At 66.6% G+C, this 17,963-nt stretch carries 13 protein-coding genes; 10 read left to right on the top strand and 3 right to left on the bottom strand.

The window, feature by feature from the left end; all coding sequences use genetic code 11:
- Positions 1–11: 11 nt before the first annotated feature.
- On the top strand, positions 12–1,277 hold the full coding sequence (locus tag L810_RS36765) for an MFS transporter (protein WP_042977734.1): 1,266 nt from the start codon (positions 12–14) through the stop codon (positions 1,275–1,277).
- 37 nt (positions 1,278–1,314) lie between these two features.
- Entirely contained in the window at positions 1,315–2,568 is a 1,254-nt protein-coding gene (locus tag L810_RS36760) for an arsenic transporter (protein WP_021163227.1), read from the top strand.
- Between the two features lie 43 nt (positions 2,569–2,611).
- Here the strand turns inward: L810_RS36760 and L810_RS36755 are convergent, their stop codons facing one another.
- Both L810_RS36755 and L810_RS36750 read right to left on the bottom strand, forming a co-directional pair.
- Entirely contained in the window at positions 2,612–4,717 is a 2,106-nt protein-coding gene (locus L810_RS36755) for a TonB-dependent siderophore receptor (RefSeq protein ID WP_042977732.1), read from the bottom strand.
- 302 nt (positions 4,718–5,019) lie between these two features.
- The gene (locus L810_RS36750; protein ID WP_051392377.1) at positions 5,020–6,078 is read right to left on the bottom strand and encodes a LacI family DNA-binding transcriptional regulator; all 1,059 of its coding nucleotides are present in this window, start codon (positions 6,076–6,078) and stop codon (positions 5,020–5,022) included.
- Between the two features lie 315 nt (positions 6,079–6,393).
- Between L810_RS36750 and L810_RS36745 the strand changes: the two genes are divergently transcribed.
- From L810_RS36745 to L810_RS36725, 5 genes are all read left to right on the top strand, one after another.
- Positions 6,394–7,689: an extracellular solute-binding protein gene (locus L810_RS36745; RefSeq protein ID WP_021163224.1), complete on the top strand. Its 1,296-nt coding sequence runs from the start codon at positions 6,394–6,396 to the stop codon at positions 7,687–7,689.
- Positions 7,690–7,726: 37 nt separating this feature from the next.
- Positions 7,727–8,644: a carbohydrate ABC transporter permease gene (locus L810_RS36740; RefSeq protein ID WP_021163223.1), complete on the top strand. Its 918-nt coding sequence runs from the start codon at positions 7,727–7,729 to the stop codon at positions 8,642–8,644.
- Positions 8,645–8,646: 2 nt separating this feature from the next.
- Positions 8,647–9,492, top strand: coding sequence for a carbohydrate ABC transporter permease (locus tag L810_RS36735; protein ID WP_021163222.1), 846 nt, complete (start codon positions 8,647–8,649; stop codon positions 9,490–9,492).
- Between the two features lie 72 nt (positions 9,493–9,564).
- Positions 9,565–10,731 carry an ABC transporter ATP-binding protein gene (locus tag L810_RS36730; RefSeq protein WP_021163221.1) on the top strand — a complete coding sequence of 389 codons (1,167 nt, stop codon included), beginning with the start codon at positions 9,565–9,567 and terminating at the stop codon, positions 10,729–10,731.
- 156 nt (positions 10,732–10,887) lie between these two features.
- A complete protein-coding gene (locus tag L810_RS36725) occupies positions 10,888–13,308 on the top strand; it encodes a glycoside hydrolase family 3 N-terminal domain-containing protein (protein WP_021163220.1) in 2,421 nt (806 codons plus the stop codon).
- Between the two features lie 147 nt (positions 13,309–13,455).
- On the opposite strand, the gene L810_RS36720 is transcribed toward L810_RS36725, so the two are convergent.
- Complete coding sequence (locus L810_RS36720) at positions 13,456–14,157, bottom strand: FadR/GntR family transcriptional regulator (protein WP_021163219.1); 702 nt, start codon at positions 14,155–14,157, stop codon at positions 13,456–13,458.
- A gap of 233 nt (positions 14,158–14,390) precedes the next feature.
- Here L810_RS36720 and L810_RS36715 point away from each other — a divergent pair, with 233 nt between their 5' ends.
- From L810_RS36715 to L810_RS36705, 3 genes are read left to right on the top strand one after another with little or no spacing between them, the layout of a single operon-like run.
- Positions 14,391–15,935 carry a sugar ABC transporter ATP-binding protein gene (locus tag L810_RS36715; RefSeq protein ID WP_021163218.1) on the top strand — a complete coding sequence of 515 codons (1,545 nt, stop codon included), beginning with the start codon at positions 14,391–14,393 and terminating at the stop codon, positions 15,933–15,935.
- Positions 15,928–16,959, top strand: coding sequence for an ABC transporter permease (locus L810_RS36710; RefSeq protein WP_011549867.1), 1,032 nt, complete (start codon positions 15,928–15,930; stop codon positions 16,957–16,959). The genes L810_RS36715 and L810_RS36710 overlap by 8 nt, the downstream gene beginning before the upstream one ends.
- Before the next feature lie 42 nt (positions 16,960–17,001).
- Positions 17,002–17,949, top strand: a complete 948-nt coding sequence (locus tag L810_RS36705; RefSeq protein ID WP_011549866.1) for an ABC transporter substrate-binding protein — start codon at positions 17,002–17,004, stop codon at positions 17,947–17,949.
- The last annotated feature ends 14 nt before the right edge of the window (positions 17,950–17,963 follow it).

Genomic DNA, 17,963 nt, shown 5'->3' with positions numbered 1-17,963 from the left:
GCCCGTCGACGATGAGAGCGGCGCGCGCGCTCGAGGCGCTCAATTTCTTCCTGGCCGACGTGCAGGCCGGCATCGGCCCGTTCGTCGGCGTGATCCTGCTGTCGCGCGGCTGGAGTGCCGACGCGATCGGCTCGGTCATGACGCTGGCCGGGCTCGCCGCGATGGCCGCGACGCCGCCGGCCGGCGCGCTCGTCGATGCGCTGCGCGCGAAGCGCGCGCTGATCGTCACGGCCACCGCCGTGACGGCGCTGGCCTCGCTTGCGCTGATGTTCGCCGACGGTTATCCGGCGGTGGCGGCATCGCAGATCCTGGCCGCCGTCGGCGGCGCGGCGCTGGCGCCGGCCGTCGCGGGCGTGACGCTCGGCATCGCGCGCCGGCAGGGTTTCGACCGGCAGTTCGGCCGCAACCAGATGGCGAACCATGCGGGCAACGTGGTGGGTGCGGCGCTCGCCGGATGGCTCGGCTGGCATGCGGGCTTCGACGCGGTGTTCGCGCTCGTCGCCGTGTTCACGCTCCTCGCGATCGCGAGTACGTTGGCGATTCCCGCGCGGGCCATCGACCACGCGTGCGCACGCGGCCTCGACAGGGACCATGCCGAGCCGCGCACGCATGCCGTGCGCGATGATCCGCCCATGGGCGCGTCGGCGCCGCCCGCCGGCGGCTTGCGCACGCTCGCCTCGAACCGGCCGCTGGTCCTGCTCGGCGCGTCGCTCGCGCTGTTTCATCTCGGCAACGCGGCGATGCTGCCGCTCTACGGAATGGGCGTGGTCGCCACGCATCGCAGCAACGCGAGCATGTTCACCGCGCAAACCATCGTCATCGCGCAGCTCGTGATGATCGCGGCCGCGTGGGTCGCGCCCCGGCTGATTCGCGCGCACGGTTATTGGCGCGTGCTGCTGCTTTCCTACCTGGTGTTGCCGGTGCGGGGCGTGCTTGCCGCCGTGCTGATGAGCGAGGCGGGCGTCTGGCCGGTGCAGGTGCTCGACGGCATCGGTGCCGGCCTGCAAAGCGTCGTCGTGCCGGCGCTGGTCGTGCGCCTGCTGCACGGCTCCGGCCGCGTGAACGCCGGGCAGGGCGCCGTCGCGACCGCGCAGGGGATCGGCGCGGCGCTCAGTCCCGTGCTGGGCGGCGTGCTCGCGCAGCACTTCGGTTATCCGGTCGCATTCGTCGTGCTGGGCGCCGTGTCGACGGGCGCGCTCGCGCTCTGGCTCGGCCATGCGCGAGCGCTGAGCAGCGTGTGCGGCAAGCCGGCCGACCTGCCGGCCGCGTCGTCCTGAACGTGCTTTCCTTCTCCCTGCGATTCCCGACCTGCCCATGAATTCCGTTTCACTTGCATGGCTGATTTCCGCGCTCGCCACGGCGGGCGTCATTGCCCGCCCGTTCGGCTGGCCCGAGGCAACCTGGGCCGTGAGCGGCGCGTTGCTGCTGGTCGTATGCGGCCTGTTGCCCGTGCATCCGGCGCTCGACGCCGTCGCGAAGGGCGGCGACGTGTACCTGTTCCTGACCGGCATGATGCTGCTGTCCGAGGTCGCGCGGCGCGAAGGGCTGTTCGACTGGGTCGCGACGCGCGTCGTCAATCTCGCGCAGGGTTCGCCCCGGCGCCTGTTCGCGCTCGTCTACCTGGTGGGCACCGTGACGACGGTCTTCCTGTCGAACGATGCGACCGCCGTCGTGCTGACGCCCGCGGTCATCGCGGCCGCGCGCCGGGCGAAGGCCGATCCGCTGCCGCTGCTGTACATCTGCGCGTTCGTCGCGAACGCGGCGAGTTTCGTGCTGCCGATCTCGAACCCCGCGAATCTCGTGCTGTACGGCGCGCGCATGCCGTCGCTCGGCGTATGGCTCGCCCACTTCGCGATCCCGTCCGTCGCATCGATCGCATGCACGTTCCTGATGCTTCGGATGACCCAGCGGCACGCGCTCGGCGGCCGTTGCGAATCCGGTTTGCCGACGCGGCCGCTTACCGGCGGCGGGCGTATCGCGCTGGCCGGCATCGCGATCACGGCCGCCGCGCTGATGACGGTGTCGGCGCTCGATCTTCCGCTCGGGTTGCCGACCGCGGCGGCGGGTATCGCCACCGTCGCATGCGTGCTGGTCAAGGATCGCACCGCGTGCATGCCGATCGTTCGCGCGATTTCATGGAGCGTGTTGCCGCTCGTCGCGGGGCTGTTCGTACTCGTCGAGGCGCTCGACCGGAGCGGTGCGGTGCGTGCGCTCGCCGGTCTGCTGCGCGCGCTGACGGCAAGCGGCGAGCAGACCGCCGCGGCCGCGGCGGGCGTTGCGATCGCGCTGGCGTCGAACCTGGTCAACAACCTGCCTGCCGGGCTCATCTCGAGTTCGACGGTCGACGCCGCACGCAGCCCGCAAACGGTGATCGACGCGATCCTGATCGGTGTCGACCTGGGGCCGAACCTGTCCGTCACCGGATCGCTCGCGACGATTCTGTGGCTCGCGGCCATCCGGCGCGAAGGGTTGCAGGTCGGGTTCGGCGCGTTCCTCGCGGTCGGCGCGTGCGTGATGTTGCCGGCCTTGCTGCTCGCGCTGGCGGCGCGGCTCGTGCTCGGCGCGTGAAGCGCATGAAGCACAGAGCACAGAGCCGGCCGGCCAACCCCCGCTAGAACGTATAGGCGAGCGACGCGAACAGGCTGCGCGGCGCGCCCGGCGTGACCCACAGGCTGTTGTAGGAACTGACGTAGGTGGTGCGATTGAACAGGTTGTTCAGCACGACCGACGCACGCAGGTGCTTGTTGACCTGCACATAGCCGTTCAGTTGCACGGTCGCATAGGCCGGCAGCTCGAACCCGTCCTGCGTGTTCGCGGTATTGCCGGCCCGGCGCCCGACGTAGATCAGGCCGGCGCCGGCACCGGCCTTGTCCGCGAACGGTACCGCGGTTTCGTACAGGAGCAGCGCGCTGCCGCTCAGGCGCGGAATGTCGACGAGGCGTGCGCCGGGTGTCAGCACCGCGTCGTGCGTGACTTCGGCGTCGACATACGCAAGGTTGACGAGGCCGCGCACGCCGTGGCCGAGATCGCCGTTCCATTCGAATTCGACGCCGCGGCTGCGCACCTCGCCGGCCGCGCGCGAGAAACCGGCGTTCGCCGGATCGGCGGTCAGCACGTTGCGCTTGTTGACGTAGAACGCCGCGACGGTCGCGAGCCAGCGCGCGCCGGCCCATTTCGCGCCGGCTTCGTAGCCGTGCCCTTTCTCCGGATCGAACGCGCGGCCGTCGACGTCGGCGCCGTTGTTCGGCCGGAACGAATACGCGGTGTTCGCATAGAGCGACAGGGCGGGGCTCATCTCGTACACGATGCCGATGCGCGGACTCAACGCGGTCTGCACCTGGCTGCTCGTCGTGCCTTTCAGGCGGTTCTCGACCGACTGGTGGAAGCGATCCCAGCGCAGCCCGGCGAGGATTTTCCAGTGCGGCCCGAACGCGAGCGTGTCCTGCGCGTAGAGCCCCTGGCCGTCGTCGCGCTCGAGCAGGTTGGTCGCGGTGCGCGGCGTGGGCACCGGCTGGCCGTAGACGGGATCGAAGATGTCGATCGCATACGGCGCGGCGGCCGTGGGCGTCGAGCGCGCGACGAACTGGTCGTAGTTGAAGCGGTACGCATCGACACCCAGCACGAGCGTGTGGCCGATGCCGCCGGTGCGGAACTTGCCGGCCGTTTCGATGCGGCCCTGCAGGTCGTTCGAATGAAACGCGACTTGCCGGTAGCGGCGCCACAGCGTGCGGCCGTCCGGCTGCAGCGCGAACGCCTCGGACGAGCGGCCGGACAGGTCGGTGGTGCGCTGCGCGAACCCGGCGTTGACCGACCAGTTCGCATCGACGCGATGCTCGAGCGTGAACTGATGGCCCGTGTTGCGCACGTCGTAGTCGCCGTCGCGCGGCTCGCCGAGGAAGCGCGATGCGGGGATCGCTCCAAGCTGGCCGTTGACCGCGAGCACGCCGCGATCGAGCGGCGCGCGCTGGCGCGCACTCTCGAACTCGTAATGGAGCGTCGTGTCCGCGCCGATGTCCCACGTGAACGACGGCGAGAACAGGTAGCGTTTGCTCGACACCGTATCGCGGAAACTGCCGTTGTTCTCGTTCATTGCAACGAAGCGGTATGCGAGCGACTTCGTCACGGGGCCGGTCGAATCGAGCGTCTCGCGCAACGCGCCGTAGCTGCCGGCCGACACGCCGACGGTGTTCGCGCGAGCGAACTGCGGCTGCTTCGTCGTATAGCTGATGATCCCGCCCGGATCGCCGCGGCCGTACAGCGCGGACGCCGGCCCCTTGAGCACTTCCATGCGCTCGAGGTTGGCGGTGTCGCGCGGCACGCTAATCCCGCGATTCCACGAAAAGCCGTTGACGAGGTAGTCGGTGCCGGACGTGTTGCCGTCGCCGGCGAAGCCGCGCACCGCGTAGTTGTCCCAAAGACCGCCGAAGTTGTTCTGCCGCGCGACGCCCGCGACCCAGTCGTACAGGTCCTCGCCGCGCGTCGCGGCGACCGTGCGCACGAGTTTCGCATCGACGCTGCTGACCGCGAACGGGATCTCCATCACGTCCGCCTCGCCGCGCGTCGCGCTCGTCGAGTCACGTGTGCGAAACGGCGCGCTCGCGCGCTGCCCCGAGATCTCGATGGTGGGCAGCGTCGCCTCCTGCGCGTCGGCCGCGCCCACGCCGGTCGCGCCGACGACGATGGCCATCGGTGCGGCCGCCCAGTTCCTCCTGCTCATACCTCTCCCTTTCGTGTCGTTCGCGTTCGGGCACGGCGGGCGGCCTTGCGCCGACATCGGTGTTCCAAACAGTACATTTGCGCGGCAATTTAATGCAAATGAGAGGCATTTGCAATCGTAATTTTGAGGATTGGTACGGGGAGCGAAACGGTGGGGCGCACGGATGCGAGCGAGGGGATGTGGGGAGGCTTGAATTCCGGAATTCGGTATTGGCTGCCTGGCAGCGACGGGGCATATCAACCCCGGGCTTGCCGCCGAACGCACCCCGCAGCAAATATTTGCTCGGGCGGCGCGCCCATCCCTTAGTTGGCCGGGTGATTGCGCGACGGCGAGACTTTCCCCGCGACCGCACGGGGCGCGGGGCCGGTCGATTGTCGAATGACGAGTTCGGCGGGCAGCACGATGCGAGGGGCCACCGATTCGTTGCTGTCGATTTGTGCCATCAGCGTGTTGACTGCGGCGCGTCCCATCGGCGCGAACGGTTGGCGTATCGTCGTGAGCGGCGGATGGACCTGGGAGGCCATCGGAATGTCGTCGAAGCCGATCACGGAGACATCGTGAGGGACTTTCAGGCCCGCTTCCCGTGCCGCCGCGATGACGCCAAACGCGCTCAGGTCGTTCGCCGCGAAGATCGCGGTCGGGCGTTCCGGTAGCGCAAGCAATTGCGATGCCGCGTCGAACGCCTTCATCTGTGACAGATCGCCCTGCGCGATCAAGCCGGGATCGTCGGCCAGACGGAATCGCGCGACCGCATCGAGATAGCCGCGCCGCCGGTCGCGCACGCCTTCGATGGACTCGTCGCCGCCGATGAACGCGACGCGCGTATGCCCGAGTTCCGCCAGATGTTCGACTGCGCGCAATGCGCCGCCATAGTTGTCGACGGAGATGGACGGAAATCCCGCGAGCGCGCCGCGCTGGTCGATGACGACGACCGGGACGTTCGCGGCGGCGAGCGCGTCGAAGTAGATCGAATCGCGCGGCAGGATGGCGACGACGCCGTCAGTGAACTGCTTCATCAACCCCAGCACGGACTGATGCGAATGACGGTCTTCGTCGAATACCGTGTACACGAAAGTCTCGTACCCGGCTACCCGCGCGGCGCGCCCCACGCCGATGATCAGTTCACCGACGAATTCGTTGTCGAGCGTGGGCGTCACGATCCCGATGATGCCATTGCGTCCGCCGGACAGCTTCTGCGCGCTGCGGTTGACGACGTACCCGATGTTCGCCGCGACTCTCAATATTTCCTCGCGCGTTTCCTGCGAAACGCCCGGGCGGTCATTGAGCGCCCGCGATGCGGTCATCTGTGACACGCCCGCGATACGCGCGACATGGGCGAGAGTGGGATTCTGTTTGCTCATTGGCGAGGTCGTGCGGTCGAGGGCGGCCATCCGAGCCCCACGCGTGCCGCAATGGATGATAGCGATAACGTCCGGTTTTTCCTGTTTATTCTAACAGGTCGCATGCGGATTCGGCATTGAACCGACGCGGCCGATGCGGCGAAAGCCGCTCCACGCCTGGCGATCGGGTCATTTTAGTTCGGTTTGACCGGAGCGGCGGGGCGGTGAATTCGACGATGGGTATACCCGGATGGCGATGGCGATGAATCGAACCTAACATCTCGTAACGTTAACGCTAACTCTCGGTTGGCGATACCAACAACGATGGAGACGTGGATGCTTTCGATCAAGGTTCGAAGGATCTCGCGCGCCGTGATGGCGCTGCTGGCAGCCTCGGCGCTGTGGGCCGGCGTCGGTCATGCGCAGTCGACGAAAGTCATCGTCGAATGGGATCACCAGACTGAGGGCAATGGGCCCAAAACCGTACGCGCAGCCGCCGACCGGTTCGAGAAACAGAATCCCGGTTACAAGGTCGAGGATTCCCACGTTCTCAACGATTCCTACAAGGCGAAGCTGAAAGTGGCGTTCGGCGCCGGACAGCCGCCCTGCGTGTTCGACACGTGGGGTGGCGGGCCGCTGAGAGAGTATGTGAAGGCGGGCCAGGTCGTGGACCTTACGCCCTATCTGCAGAAGGATCCGGCCTATCGCGATCGCTTCCTGCCGGCGTCGTGGAAGGCCGTCACCTACGACGGCAAGATTTATGGCGTTCCGGCGGAAAACACGGCGGCTGCCGTGATCTTTTACAACAAGGATCTGTTCCGGCAATACAACCTCGCGCCGCCCGCGACCTGGGACGACCTGATGAACGTCGTGAAGGTGCTGACGTCTCACGGGGTCGCGCCGTTCGCGCTGGCCAACAAGAACAAGTGGCCCGGATCGATGTACTACATGTATCTGGTCGACCGGCTCGGCGGCCCGGATGTTGTTCGTCGCGCCGTCGAACGCACGAAGGGCGGCAGTTTCGCGGATCCGGTGTTCGTCGGCGCCGGCAAGTATCTTCAGCAACTCGTCAAGGCCGGCGCATTCGCGCCCGGCTACAACGGGCTCGACTACGACATCGGCGCGTCCCGCCGCCTGCTGTATGCCGGCCGGGCCGCGATGGAGCTGATGGGAAGCTGGGAAGCATCGACCATCCAGAAGGAAAATCCCGCGTTCTTCAAGAAGCTCGACTTCTTCCCGTTTCCGAGCATGCCCGGCGGCAAGGGCGACGTTCGCGATCTCGTGGGGACGCTCGGCGACAGTTACCTGAGCGTATCGACGCAGTGTTCGGACCATGACGCGGCGTTCCGTCTGATCAGGACGATGACGGATGACGAATCGATCCGCGCGAAACTGGCCGATGCCCGACTCCCGCCGGTGAAGAATCTGACCATCGCGGACCCGTTACTGAAGCGCGTGCAGGAACTGGTCGCGCAGGCGCCGAACGTTCAGCTCTGGTACGACCAGGAACTATCGCCGCGTCTCGGCGAGCGGCACAAGGAGATTTCGCAGGCACTCCTGGGGCTGTCGGTGACGCCCGAGGCGGCTGCGCAACAGATGGAAGACGCGGCAAAGGCGGAAGCGGGCCGCTAGGCCGGCCTGAATCGAACCAACCGTGAAGGAGGTCAGGGTGGATACAGCGATGATCGCGACGCGCGCGAAAGCGCAGCTCGTGTCGCCGCACCGGTTGATCGCGGCGCTGTTGCTGGCGCCGTCGGTCCTGCTGTTGGCCGTGTTCCTGCTCTATCCGCTGGTCGACAGTTTCCGGTTGTCGCTGGTCGACTGGAACGGGCTCGGTAGTGACGCGCGTTTCGTCGGCGTCGCGAACTGGCTGCATCTGGCCCAGGACGACGTGTTCTGGAAGGCGCTCGGCAACAATTTGCTGCTCGCCGCGTTCTCCGTGGTGATCCAGCTGCCTGTCGCGCTCGTGCTCGCGGTGCTGCTCGACAAGGCCGGCAAAGGCTCGCGTCTGCTGAAGATCCTGTATTTCCTGCCGCTGCTGATGTCGAGCGTCGCGATCGGCGTGCTGTTCAAGAACGTCTACGATCCGAACTTCGGCCCGCTGAACGCCGGGTTGCATGCGCTCGGCCTGCATGCGTTCGCGCAGGACTGGCTCGGCGATCCGCGCTTCGCGCTCGCTTCGACGATCGCGGTGATCTGCTGGCAGAACATCCCGTTCTACATGATCCTGTTTCTCGCCGGGCTGTCGTCTTTTCCGGCGGAACTGGGCGAGGCCGCGCGGCTCGACGGCGCGTCGGAATCGACGATCTTCTGGCGCATCAAGCTGCCGCATCTGCAAGGCACGGTACGGACCGCCGCACTGCTCGCGGTACTGGGGTCGCTGCGCTACTTCGACCTGATATTCGTGATGACGGGCGGGGGGCCGGAGAATGCGTCCGAGCTGATGGCCACCTACATGTATCGTCGGGTGTTCAGTTCATTCCAGCTCGGCTACGGCAGCACGATCGCTTCGGCGATGTTCATCATCGTGACGCTGGTGGCTGCAGCCGCGTTGCGCGTCACGCAGCGCTACTCACAAAAGGCCTGACCATGTTCGCTCGTTCAGTCCGGCAGGCGGCCAGCCGGCGGCATCCCGTGATCTTCCTGCTGGCGCTCATCTGGCTCGCGGTGACCACGCTGCCGTTCCTGTTCGTGGTCGTCACCAGTCTCAAGTCGCAGGAAGAGACCTATTCGGCTTCGGTGTGGGCGCTGCCGTCCCGGCTCGACCTGTCGAACTATCTGGACGTGCTGCATGGCGCGTTCTTCATGTACCTGCGCAACAGTCTCTTCGTGGTCGGCCTGTCGGTGATCGTCATCGTGCTGCTCAGCGCGATGGCCGCCTACGCGTTCGCTCGCCTGCAGTTCCGCTTCAACAAGACGTTGTTCGGACTCGTCGTCGCATCGATGATCGTGCCGCTTCACGCGACGCTGGTGCCGATCTACCTGATGATCCGCAACATCGGCCTGTACGACACGTCGCTGGCGCTCGTCGGCCCGTACGTTGCGTTCAGCCTGCCGATCTCGATTTTCATTCTCACTGAGTTCATGAAGCAGATTCCGCACGAACTCGAGGAGGCCGCCTATCTCGACGGATGCGGGCCGCTCAAGATCTTCTGGCGGATCTACTTTCCGTTGTCGATGCCGGGCCTGGCGACGGTGGCCGTCTACAACGCGATCGCCCTCTGGAACGAGTTCATCTTCGCGTACGTGCTGACCTCCACGCCGGAACACCGCACGCTGCCGCTCGCGCTGTGGGATTTCCAGGGGCAGTACGCGTCGAACATTCCCGCGATGCTGTCCGTCGTCACGCTCACGTCGCTTCCGTTGATCGTCGCCTATGCGTTCGGGCAGGAACGGATCATCAAGGGAATGATGGCCGGATCGTTGAAGGGGTAGCGACCGCTCGACCGCCGCCCGGCACGCGTGACGGGATGGCGGGATCCACTTGCTTATTGAGTAAGGCGAATCATGGCAAGCATCAGTCTGAAGAACGTCCAGAAGGCATACGAAGGCAATCCCCCGGTCATTCGGGGTGTCGATCTCGAGATCGGCGCCAACGAGTTTTGCGTGTTCCTCGGTCCGTCCGGATGCGGAAAATCGACGCTGCTGCGGATGATCGCCGGACTGGAAACCGTCACGGCCGGCGAACTGCGCATCGACGGTACGCGCGTCAATGACGTGCATCCGTCGAAACGGCGCGTGGCGATGGTGTTCCAGAACTATGCGCTGTATCCGCACATGACCGTCTACGAAAACATGGCTTTCGCGTTGCGGCAGGCGAAGATCGACGCCGCGACGATCGACGGCAAGGTCAGGCAGGCCGCGGCGTCGCTGCAGTTGGAGACGTTGCTCGAGCGGCGGCCGGCGGCGCTGTCGGGCGGGCAGCGCCAGCGTGTCGCGATCGGACGGGCCATCGTGCGCGAGCCCGGCGTATTCCTGTTCGACGAGCCGCTGTCGAATCTCGACGCCGCCCTGCGGGTGCAGACGCGAACGGAGATTGCGCGTCTGCACCGTGAGTACAACCGGGCGAGCGCGATTTACGTCACGCACGACCAGACCGAAGCGATGGCGCTCGCGGACAAGATCGTGCTGTTGCACACCGGCGCCGACATGGAACGCCATGGCAGCGTGGCCCAGGTCGGTGCGCCGCTGGATCTTTACCACCGCCCGAAAAGCCGGTTCGTCGCGGGCTTCATCGGCTCGCCGCGGATGAACTTCCTGCCGGGCCGTATCGTCGCGGCCGATGCAGGCGGACTCTCGGTCAGCCTGGACGGCGGCGCGCTCGTGCGGGCCGCGGTCGACGCACGCGGCGTGCAGGTCGGGGCCGACGTCACGCTGGGGGTGCGGCCCGAGCACTTCGTCATCGCAGGAGGCGACTCGCGAAGTCAGGCCGTCAACGCGACGACCGGGCTGGTCGAGCGTTTCGGCGAGTGTACCTATCTGCACGCGACCGTCGGCGAAGGCCGTGACGTCGGCGTGATCGCGAAGCTCTCCGGCGATGTCGACATCGGGCGCGGCCGCGCCGTCGCGCTTCATGTGTCGCCCGATGCCTGCCATGTCTTCGATGCCGACGGCGTGGCGTTGCCGCGCCTCGCTGCGGCAAGGCAACAGGATTACGCGCTGCGATCGGCGTGATCGAACGGCATACCCGGTCGGCTTCGCCGATGTGCTTCGATCGCCCCGCGCATGGATTCGACCAGACGGGCGCGGTGCACGCTGTCGCTTGCGTCGCGCACTGAAACGGGTAGCTGGCCCATTCGGGCATCCATTCAATACTTACTTTGGACTCCTATGTCAATCGATCTTGCAGAACAAACGGCGTTGTACCGCAATCCGGAAGCGCCCATTCCCGCGCGCGTGGCCGATTTGCTCGGCCGCATGAACCTGGATGAAAAAATCGCGCAGTTGCATGCCGGCTGGCTGAAGTTGTCGTCGGACGGCAACCATACGTGGCGGCTCGCCGATTTCGCTCAGCGGCAGACGGGGATTACCGTCGATGAACTGCTGAGGCACGGTCTCGGACAGATCACGCGCCCGCTTGGTACGCACTCGGTCGAGGCACGCGAAGGCGTTCGCGCATTGAACGCGCTGCAGCGCAGGATGGTCGAGGATACGCGCCTGGGCATTCCCGTGATGTCGCACGAAGAGTGTCTCGTCGGCCTGATGATCGAAGGCGCGACCCTGTTTCCGGCGCCGCTCAACTATGCAGCGACGTGGAACCCGGAGTTGCTCCATGCAGCCGGGCGTGAAATCGGGCGGCAGGCGCGATCGATCGGCTGCCACCAGGGGCTCGCACCGGTGCTCGACGTATCGCGCGATCCGCGCTGGGGGCGCACCGAAGAGACGCTCGGCGAGGATCCGTATCTGGTCGGTGTGCTGGCCTGTCGTTACGTCGACGGCCTGCAAGGCGAGCGCCGCGACCTGCTGGCGACGCTCAAGCATTTCGCCGGGCACTCGGCCAGCGAAGGCGGGCGCAACCATGCGCCCGTCCATGTCGGCCCGCGCGAATTCAACGATGTCTTCCTGCTGCCGTTCGAAATGGCGGTCAAGCTGGCCAACGCGGGCGCCGTGATGCCGGCCTATCACGACATCGACGGTATCCCGTGTCATGCGGACCCGACGCTGATCGACGGAACGCTGCGCGGAAAATGGGGATTCGACGGGCTGGTCGTGGCCGACTATGCCGGCGTCAATCTGCTGTTCACGCACCATGGCGTCGCCCATGACGAAGCGCAGGCCGCGGCGCTGACATTCAATGCGGGTCTCGACGTCGAACTGCCGGGACACGAGTGCGCACGACACCTGAAGACGGCGATCGAGCGCGGCGACATCGCGATGCCGGTGATCGATGCGGCGGTGTCGCGCGTGCTGACCGAGAAATTCCGTCTCGGGCTGTTCGAGCATCCGTACGCGGATCCGGACGGCGTCGATGTGAACGGCGCCGATGCGGCGGCCGTCGCGGATCAGGTCGCACTCGAATCGATCGTCCTGTTGAAGAACGCCGCGGTGCTGCCGCTCGAAGCCGACGGCGCGCCGCGTGTGGCGATCATCGGACCCACCGCCGACGATCCGCTCGCGCTGCTGTCCGGATACAGCTTCCCGGTGCATCTGATCACGACCGGCGAAGACGCGCGTTCGCCGGTGAAGACGCCGTTGCAGGCGTTCAGGGAACGCTTCGGCAGCGATCGGGTGCTGTACGCGAAGGGCTGCGAGATATTGCGCGAGCGCCGCGCGGGAACGCCGGTATTCCCGGGCGATGTCGACATGGCGCGCGCGATCGACGCGGATCGGCAGGCGCCCGTCAGCCGCGAAACCGACCAGATCGCCGAGGCCGTGCGGGTGGCGGAAGCCGCGGCGGTCGCGATCGTCTTCGTCGGCGATCTGGCCGGGCTGTTTCAGTCCGGGACCGTCGGCGAGGGATCGGATACGGACAGTCTCGACTTGCCCGGCGTGCAGCAGGCGCTGCTGGACGCCGTCGTCGCGAGCGGGACGCGGACGGTCGTCGTGCAGACCGGCGGGCGTCCGTACAACCTGGGCGGCCTGGAAGATGCCGTGGCCGCGCATATCGTCGCGTTCGCGCCGGGCCAGGGTGGCGCCGACGCGCTCGTGAAGCTGATTTCCGGCGCGGCCGACTTCAGCGGCAGATTGCCGTTGTCGATGCCGAAAAGCGCGGGCGCGGTGCCCTACGTGTACAACCACAAGCTGAAAAGCGCCGGCACGCCGATTGCCTACCATTTCGGCTCGCGTTATCCGTTCGGCTTCGGCCTGAGCTACACAGAATTCCGCTATGGCGCGCTCGACTGGATCGACCAAAGGGCGAGCATCGCTGACGGTGTCCTTGCGTTCTCATTCGAAGTCGAGAACGTCGGGCCGCGCGACGGGACGGAAGTCGTCCAGATCTACGTGCGGGATCGCGTGGCGTCGGTCGTGCGACCGGTGCGGGAACTCAAGGGCTTCCAGCGCGTTTTCGTGCCTGCCGGTACGCGCAGGACGGTGAACGTCCGGCTGCCCGTCGACATGCTCAATTTCACCGACGAGCGAGGCGAGCGGATCGTGGAGCCAGGCGAGTTCGACATCATGGTCGGCAGTTCCAGCCGGGACATTCATCTGGCCGGTTGCGCGACCGTGGTCGGCGAAGCCTCGCGGACGCTCGATCGCCACTGGCGCATGATCTGCGAGGTCACGGCAGGCAGTCCGGTCGCAGCGGGCTGAGTGTCGGTGACGAAGCGAAGGCCGGTCATTCCGGAGTCGGAATGGCCGGCGTCGAGCCCGTGACGGGATCGACAAGCAAGCGGCCAGTTCAAACAGATCCCGGGGGGCGGGGCATTGCGACGCCGACGCATGCCCACGCTCGCACGCTCAATCCGGATCGGCTTTCAGCCCACCCTCGATCCACCGCGCTTCCGACGCGCGAAGATGCGCGCGAATGGCCGTCTGCGCTGCGATCGGATCGCCGGCCTGCAACGCGAGCAGCACGTCCTCGTGTTCGCGCACCGCGGCGGTCCACGTCTGCGGATTCTCCGCATGGCCGCGCATCGCGGCCGCGATCGGGTCGTGGCGGCTGTCGAACAGCTCGCCGACGAAGCGCGTGAGCACCGAGTTGCCGGCGGCTTCCGCGATCAGCATGTGGAACTGCCGGTCGGCTTCGACCGGGGATTTGCCGGCCTCCGCGAGCCGCTTCATGCGCTGCACCGTGCGGCGCAGCCGCTCGAGCGTCGCGGCCGTCATCCGCGCGGCGGCCAGCGCGGCGACGCTGCCTTCGACGGCCGCGCGGGCCTGCATCAATTCCGACGGACTGTCGCCGAGCGTGGCCATCGGGCCGACAGCGTCGGCGGCCGTATCGCGCACATACACGCCGGAGCCCATCCGGATTTCGATCTGCCCGCCGATTTCCAGCGCGATCAGCGCCTCGCGAAGCGACGGCCGCGACACGCCGAGCGTCAGCGCCAGCTCGCGCTCGGGCGGCAGCCGCTCGCCGATCGCGAATTCGCCCTGGCGAATCAACGCGACGATCTGGGCCGCGACCGATTGGTAAAGCCGCTTGGGTTCTGTCGATTTCATCCGAGTGATAGGGATCAATGCGCTTCGGGCGCAAGCGCGTGTCGCGGAGTCTATCACGCCCGCCGCATCGCCCCGTGTAGCGGCGCGTTCATCCGGATGTCCGGGTTTTCACTATTGGTAAGATCGGATGTGAATAATTAAATTGGCTTGACCAAAATGGCTTTGATTGCTGTAATTCATCCAAATTGGACTGACCGGATAGTGTCGAGGTCGATCCATCCCCAGGAGACGCAATGGCAATGCCTCGCAATCTGCCCGGTCAGGCCGCGCAGGACGAACCGGACCGGGAGATCCTGCGTCTGGACGGGATTCGCAAGCGCTTCCCCGGCGTCCTCGCGCTCGACGGGATTCGCCTCGACCTGCGCCGCGGCGAGGTGCACGCGGTGTGCGGCGAGAACGGCGCGGGCAAATCGACGCTGATGAAGATCATCAGCGGCCAGTACCTGCCCGACGACGGCGTCGTTCACTATCGCGGCGCGCCGGTGCGGTTTCATTCGGCCTCCGAAGCGCAGGCGGCCGGCATCTCGATCATTCATCAGGAGCTCAATCTCGTCCCGCACCTGAGCGTGGCGGAGAACCTGTTCCTCGCGCGCGAGCCGCGGCGCGGGCCGTTCGTCGATACGAAACGCATGAACGCGGAGGCGGCGCGCTGCATCGCGCGCATCGGCCTGAACGTCGCGCCGACGACGAAGGTCGGCGTGCTGTCCATCGCGCAGCAGCAGATGGTCGAGATCGCGAAGGCGCTGTCGCACGATGCGCGCGTGCTGATCATGGACGAACCCACGTCGTCGCTGACCGAAACGGAAACGGTGCAGCTGTTTCGCATCATCGAGGAACTGCGCGCCGACGGTGTGGCGATCCTGTATATCTCGCACCGGCTCGACGAAATGGCGCAGATCGTCGATCGCGTGACGGTGCTGCGCGACGGGCGCCACATCTCGACGGACGCTTTCGCCGACGTGAGCATCGACGACATCGTCGCGCGCATGGTCGGACGCACGCTCGACGACGCCTATCCGTCGCGGCAATCGGTGCCGACCGACGAGGTGCTGCTCGACGTGCGGGACCTGCGCCGCGACGGTGTGTTCGGGCCGGTGTCGTTCGCGCTGCGCCGCGGCGAGATCCTCGGTTTCGCGGGCTTGATGGGCGCCGGGCGCACCGAGATCGCCCGCGCGATCTTCGGCGCGGATCGCCCCGACGGCGGCACGATCGCGCTGCACGGCCGGCCCGTGACGATCCGCTCGCCGCGCGAGGCGATCCGGCATGGCATCGCGTATCTGTCGGAGGACCGCAAGAAGGAGGGGCTCGCGCTGCCGATGCCCGTCGCGGCGAACCTCACGCTCGCGAACGTGCGCGGCATCACGTCACGCTTCGGATTCCTGCGCTTCGACGATGAACTCGACGTCGCGCGCCGCTACGTGCAGGACCTCGCGATTCGCACGCCGTCCGTGCACCAGCGCGTCCGAAACCTGTCCGGCGGCAACCAGCAGAAGGTCGTCATCGGCAAATGGCTGTACCGCGGCTCGAAGATCCTGCTCTTCGACGAGCCGACGCGCGGCATCGACGTCGGCGCGAAATTCGCGATCTACGGGCTGATGGACCGGCTCGCCGCCGACGGCGTCGGCGTGGTGCTGATCAGTTCGGAACTGCCCGAACTGCTCGGCATGACCGACCGGATCGCCGTTTTTCACGAAGGTCGATTGACCGCATTTCTCGATACGAAACACACCAGTCAGGAGGAGATCATGCACTACGCGTCGGGGCGTTCCCATGCTTGAAATGACATCCGATCGAAGCCAGGCCGACGAACGGGCGGCGCGACAGCGGCGGCGCGACCTGATCCAGAAGTTCGCGGCGCTGGGCAGCCTCGTCGTGCTCGTGTTCGCGTTCTCGATCTCGAGCGCGGCGTTCTTCTCGGTCGACAACCTGATGACGGTCGGCCTGCAGGTCACGTCGATCGCCTATCTGGGCGTGGCCGCCACCTGCGTGATCATCACGGGCGGCATCGACCTGTCGGTCGGCTCGGTGCTCGCGCTGGCCGGCGTGTGCGCGGCGCTGCTGGTCAAGGCCGGCGTGCCGGTGCCCGCCGCGATGGCGGCCGGCATCCTGGTCGGCGCGCTGTGCGGGCTCGTCAACGGCATCTGCGTGACGCAGATGGGCCTGCCGCCGTTCATCGCGACGCTCGGCATGATGCTCGTCGCGCGCGGCATCGCGCTGCAGATCACCGGCGCGCGGCCGGTATCGGATCTCGGCGACGCGTTCGGCGCGCTGGGCAACGGCGCGCTGCTGCGGATCTCGCGCATCGGCGCGGACGGGTTCCCCGACACGACCTTTCCCGGCATTCCGTATCCGGTCGTGATCATGGTCGTGCTGTTCGTCGTGGTGTCCGTGCTGCTGTCGAGAACGTCGCTCGGCCGCCATATCTACGCGGTCGGGTCGAACGCGGAAGCCGCCCGGCTGTCGGGCGTGAACGTGCAGGGCGTGAAGCTGTTCACCTACGTGCTGTCCGGCGCGCTCGCGGGCGTGACCGGGTGCGTGCTGATGTCGCGGCTCGTCACCGGGCAGCCGAACGAAGGCGTGATGTACGAGCTCGACGCGATCGCCAGTTCGGTCATCGGCGGCACGTCGCTGATGGGCGGCGTCGGCACGATCTCCGGCACGGCGATCGGCGCGTTCGTGATCGGCGTGCTGCGCAACGGCCTGAACATGAACGGCGTGTCGAGCTTCATCCAGCAGATCATCATCGGCGTCGTGATCCTCGGCACGGTGTGGATCGACCAGTTGCGCAATCGCCGGCCCTGACCGGCAGCAAGCAGTCCCTACCAACGAGAAGCGGAGCGAGACATGAACAAATCCATCCTGCTGGCGGCATCGGCGTGCGTGTTCGCGGTGTGCAGCAGCGGCGCGTATGCGGCGGGCGGCGAGATCGCCGTGATCGTCAAGACGGTCAATTCGAACTACTGGCAGAACGTGCAGAAGGGCGCGAAGGCGGCGCTCGACGGCGCCAAGGGTTACACGATGACGTTCCAGGGCCCGGCGGCCGAGTCCGACATCAGCGGGCAGGTCAACATGGTCGACAACGCAGTCACGCGTCACGTGGCGGGCATCGTGCTCGCGCCGTCCGATCCCGATGCGCTCGTGCCCGCGATTAAGAAGGCGTGGGAAGCGCACATTCCCGTCGTGCTGATCGACTCGGCGATCGCGGACGCGGGCAAGCCGTACTACCAGGCGTTCCTGTCGACCGACAACGAGAAGGCGGGCGCGCTGTGCGCGAAGGCGCTGATCGACCGCGTCGGGCAGTCGGGCAAGATCGCGATCATGTCATACGTGCCGGGCGCGGGCTCCGAGGTCAGCCGCGTCGGTGGGTTCCGCAAGTACATCGAGAGCCATTCGAAGCTGCAGGTCGTCGGCCCGTACTACTCGCAATCGCAAATGGCGACCGCGCTGAACCAGACGACCGACGTGCTGTCGGCGAACCCGGACCTGAAGGGCATCTTCGGCGCGAACGAGCCGACCGCGGTCGGCATGGGCCGTGCGCTGAAGCAGTCGGGCAAGGCGGGCAAGGTGGTGGCGATCGGGTTCGACGGCAACGAGGACCTGCAGGGCTTCGTGCGCGACGGCACCGTGCAGGCGATCGCCGTGCAGGGCTCGTGGCAGATGGGGAACCAGGGCGTGCGCACGGCGCTCGACGTGATCGAGCGCAAGCCCGCGCCGAAGCTGATCGATACCGGCGTCGTGATGGTCGACAAGCAGAACCTCGATTCGCAAGCAGCGAAGAATGTCCTGTACTGATCACCCGTGCCGCT

Source organism: Burkholderia sp. AU4i (assembly GCF_000466765.1).
GTDB classification, from domain to species: Bacteria; Pseudomonadota; Gammaproteobacteria; order Burkholderiales; family Burkholderiaceae; genus Burkholderia; species Burkholderia cepacia.
This window is presented reverse-complemented; position numbering and strand designations above follow the sequence as displayed.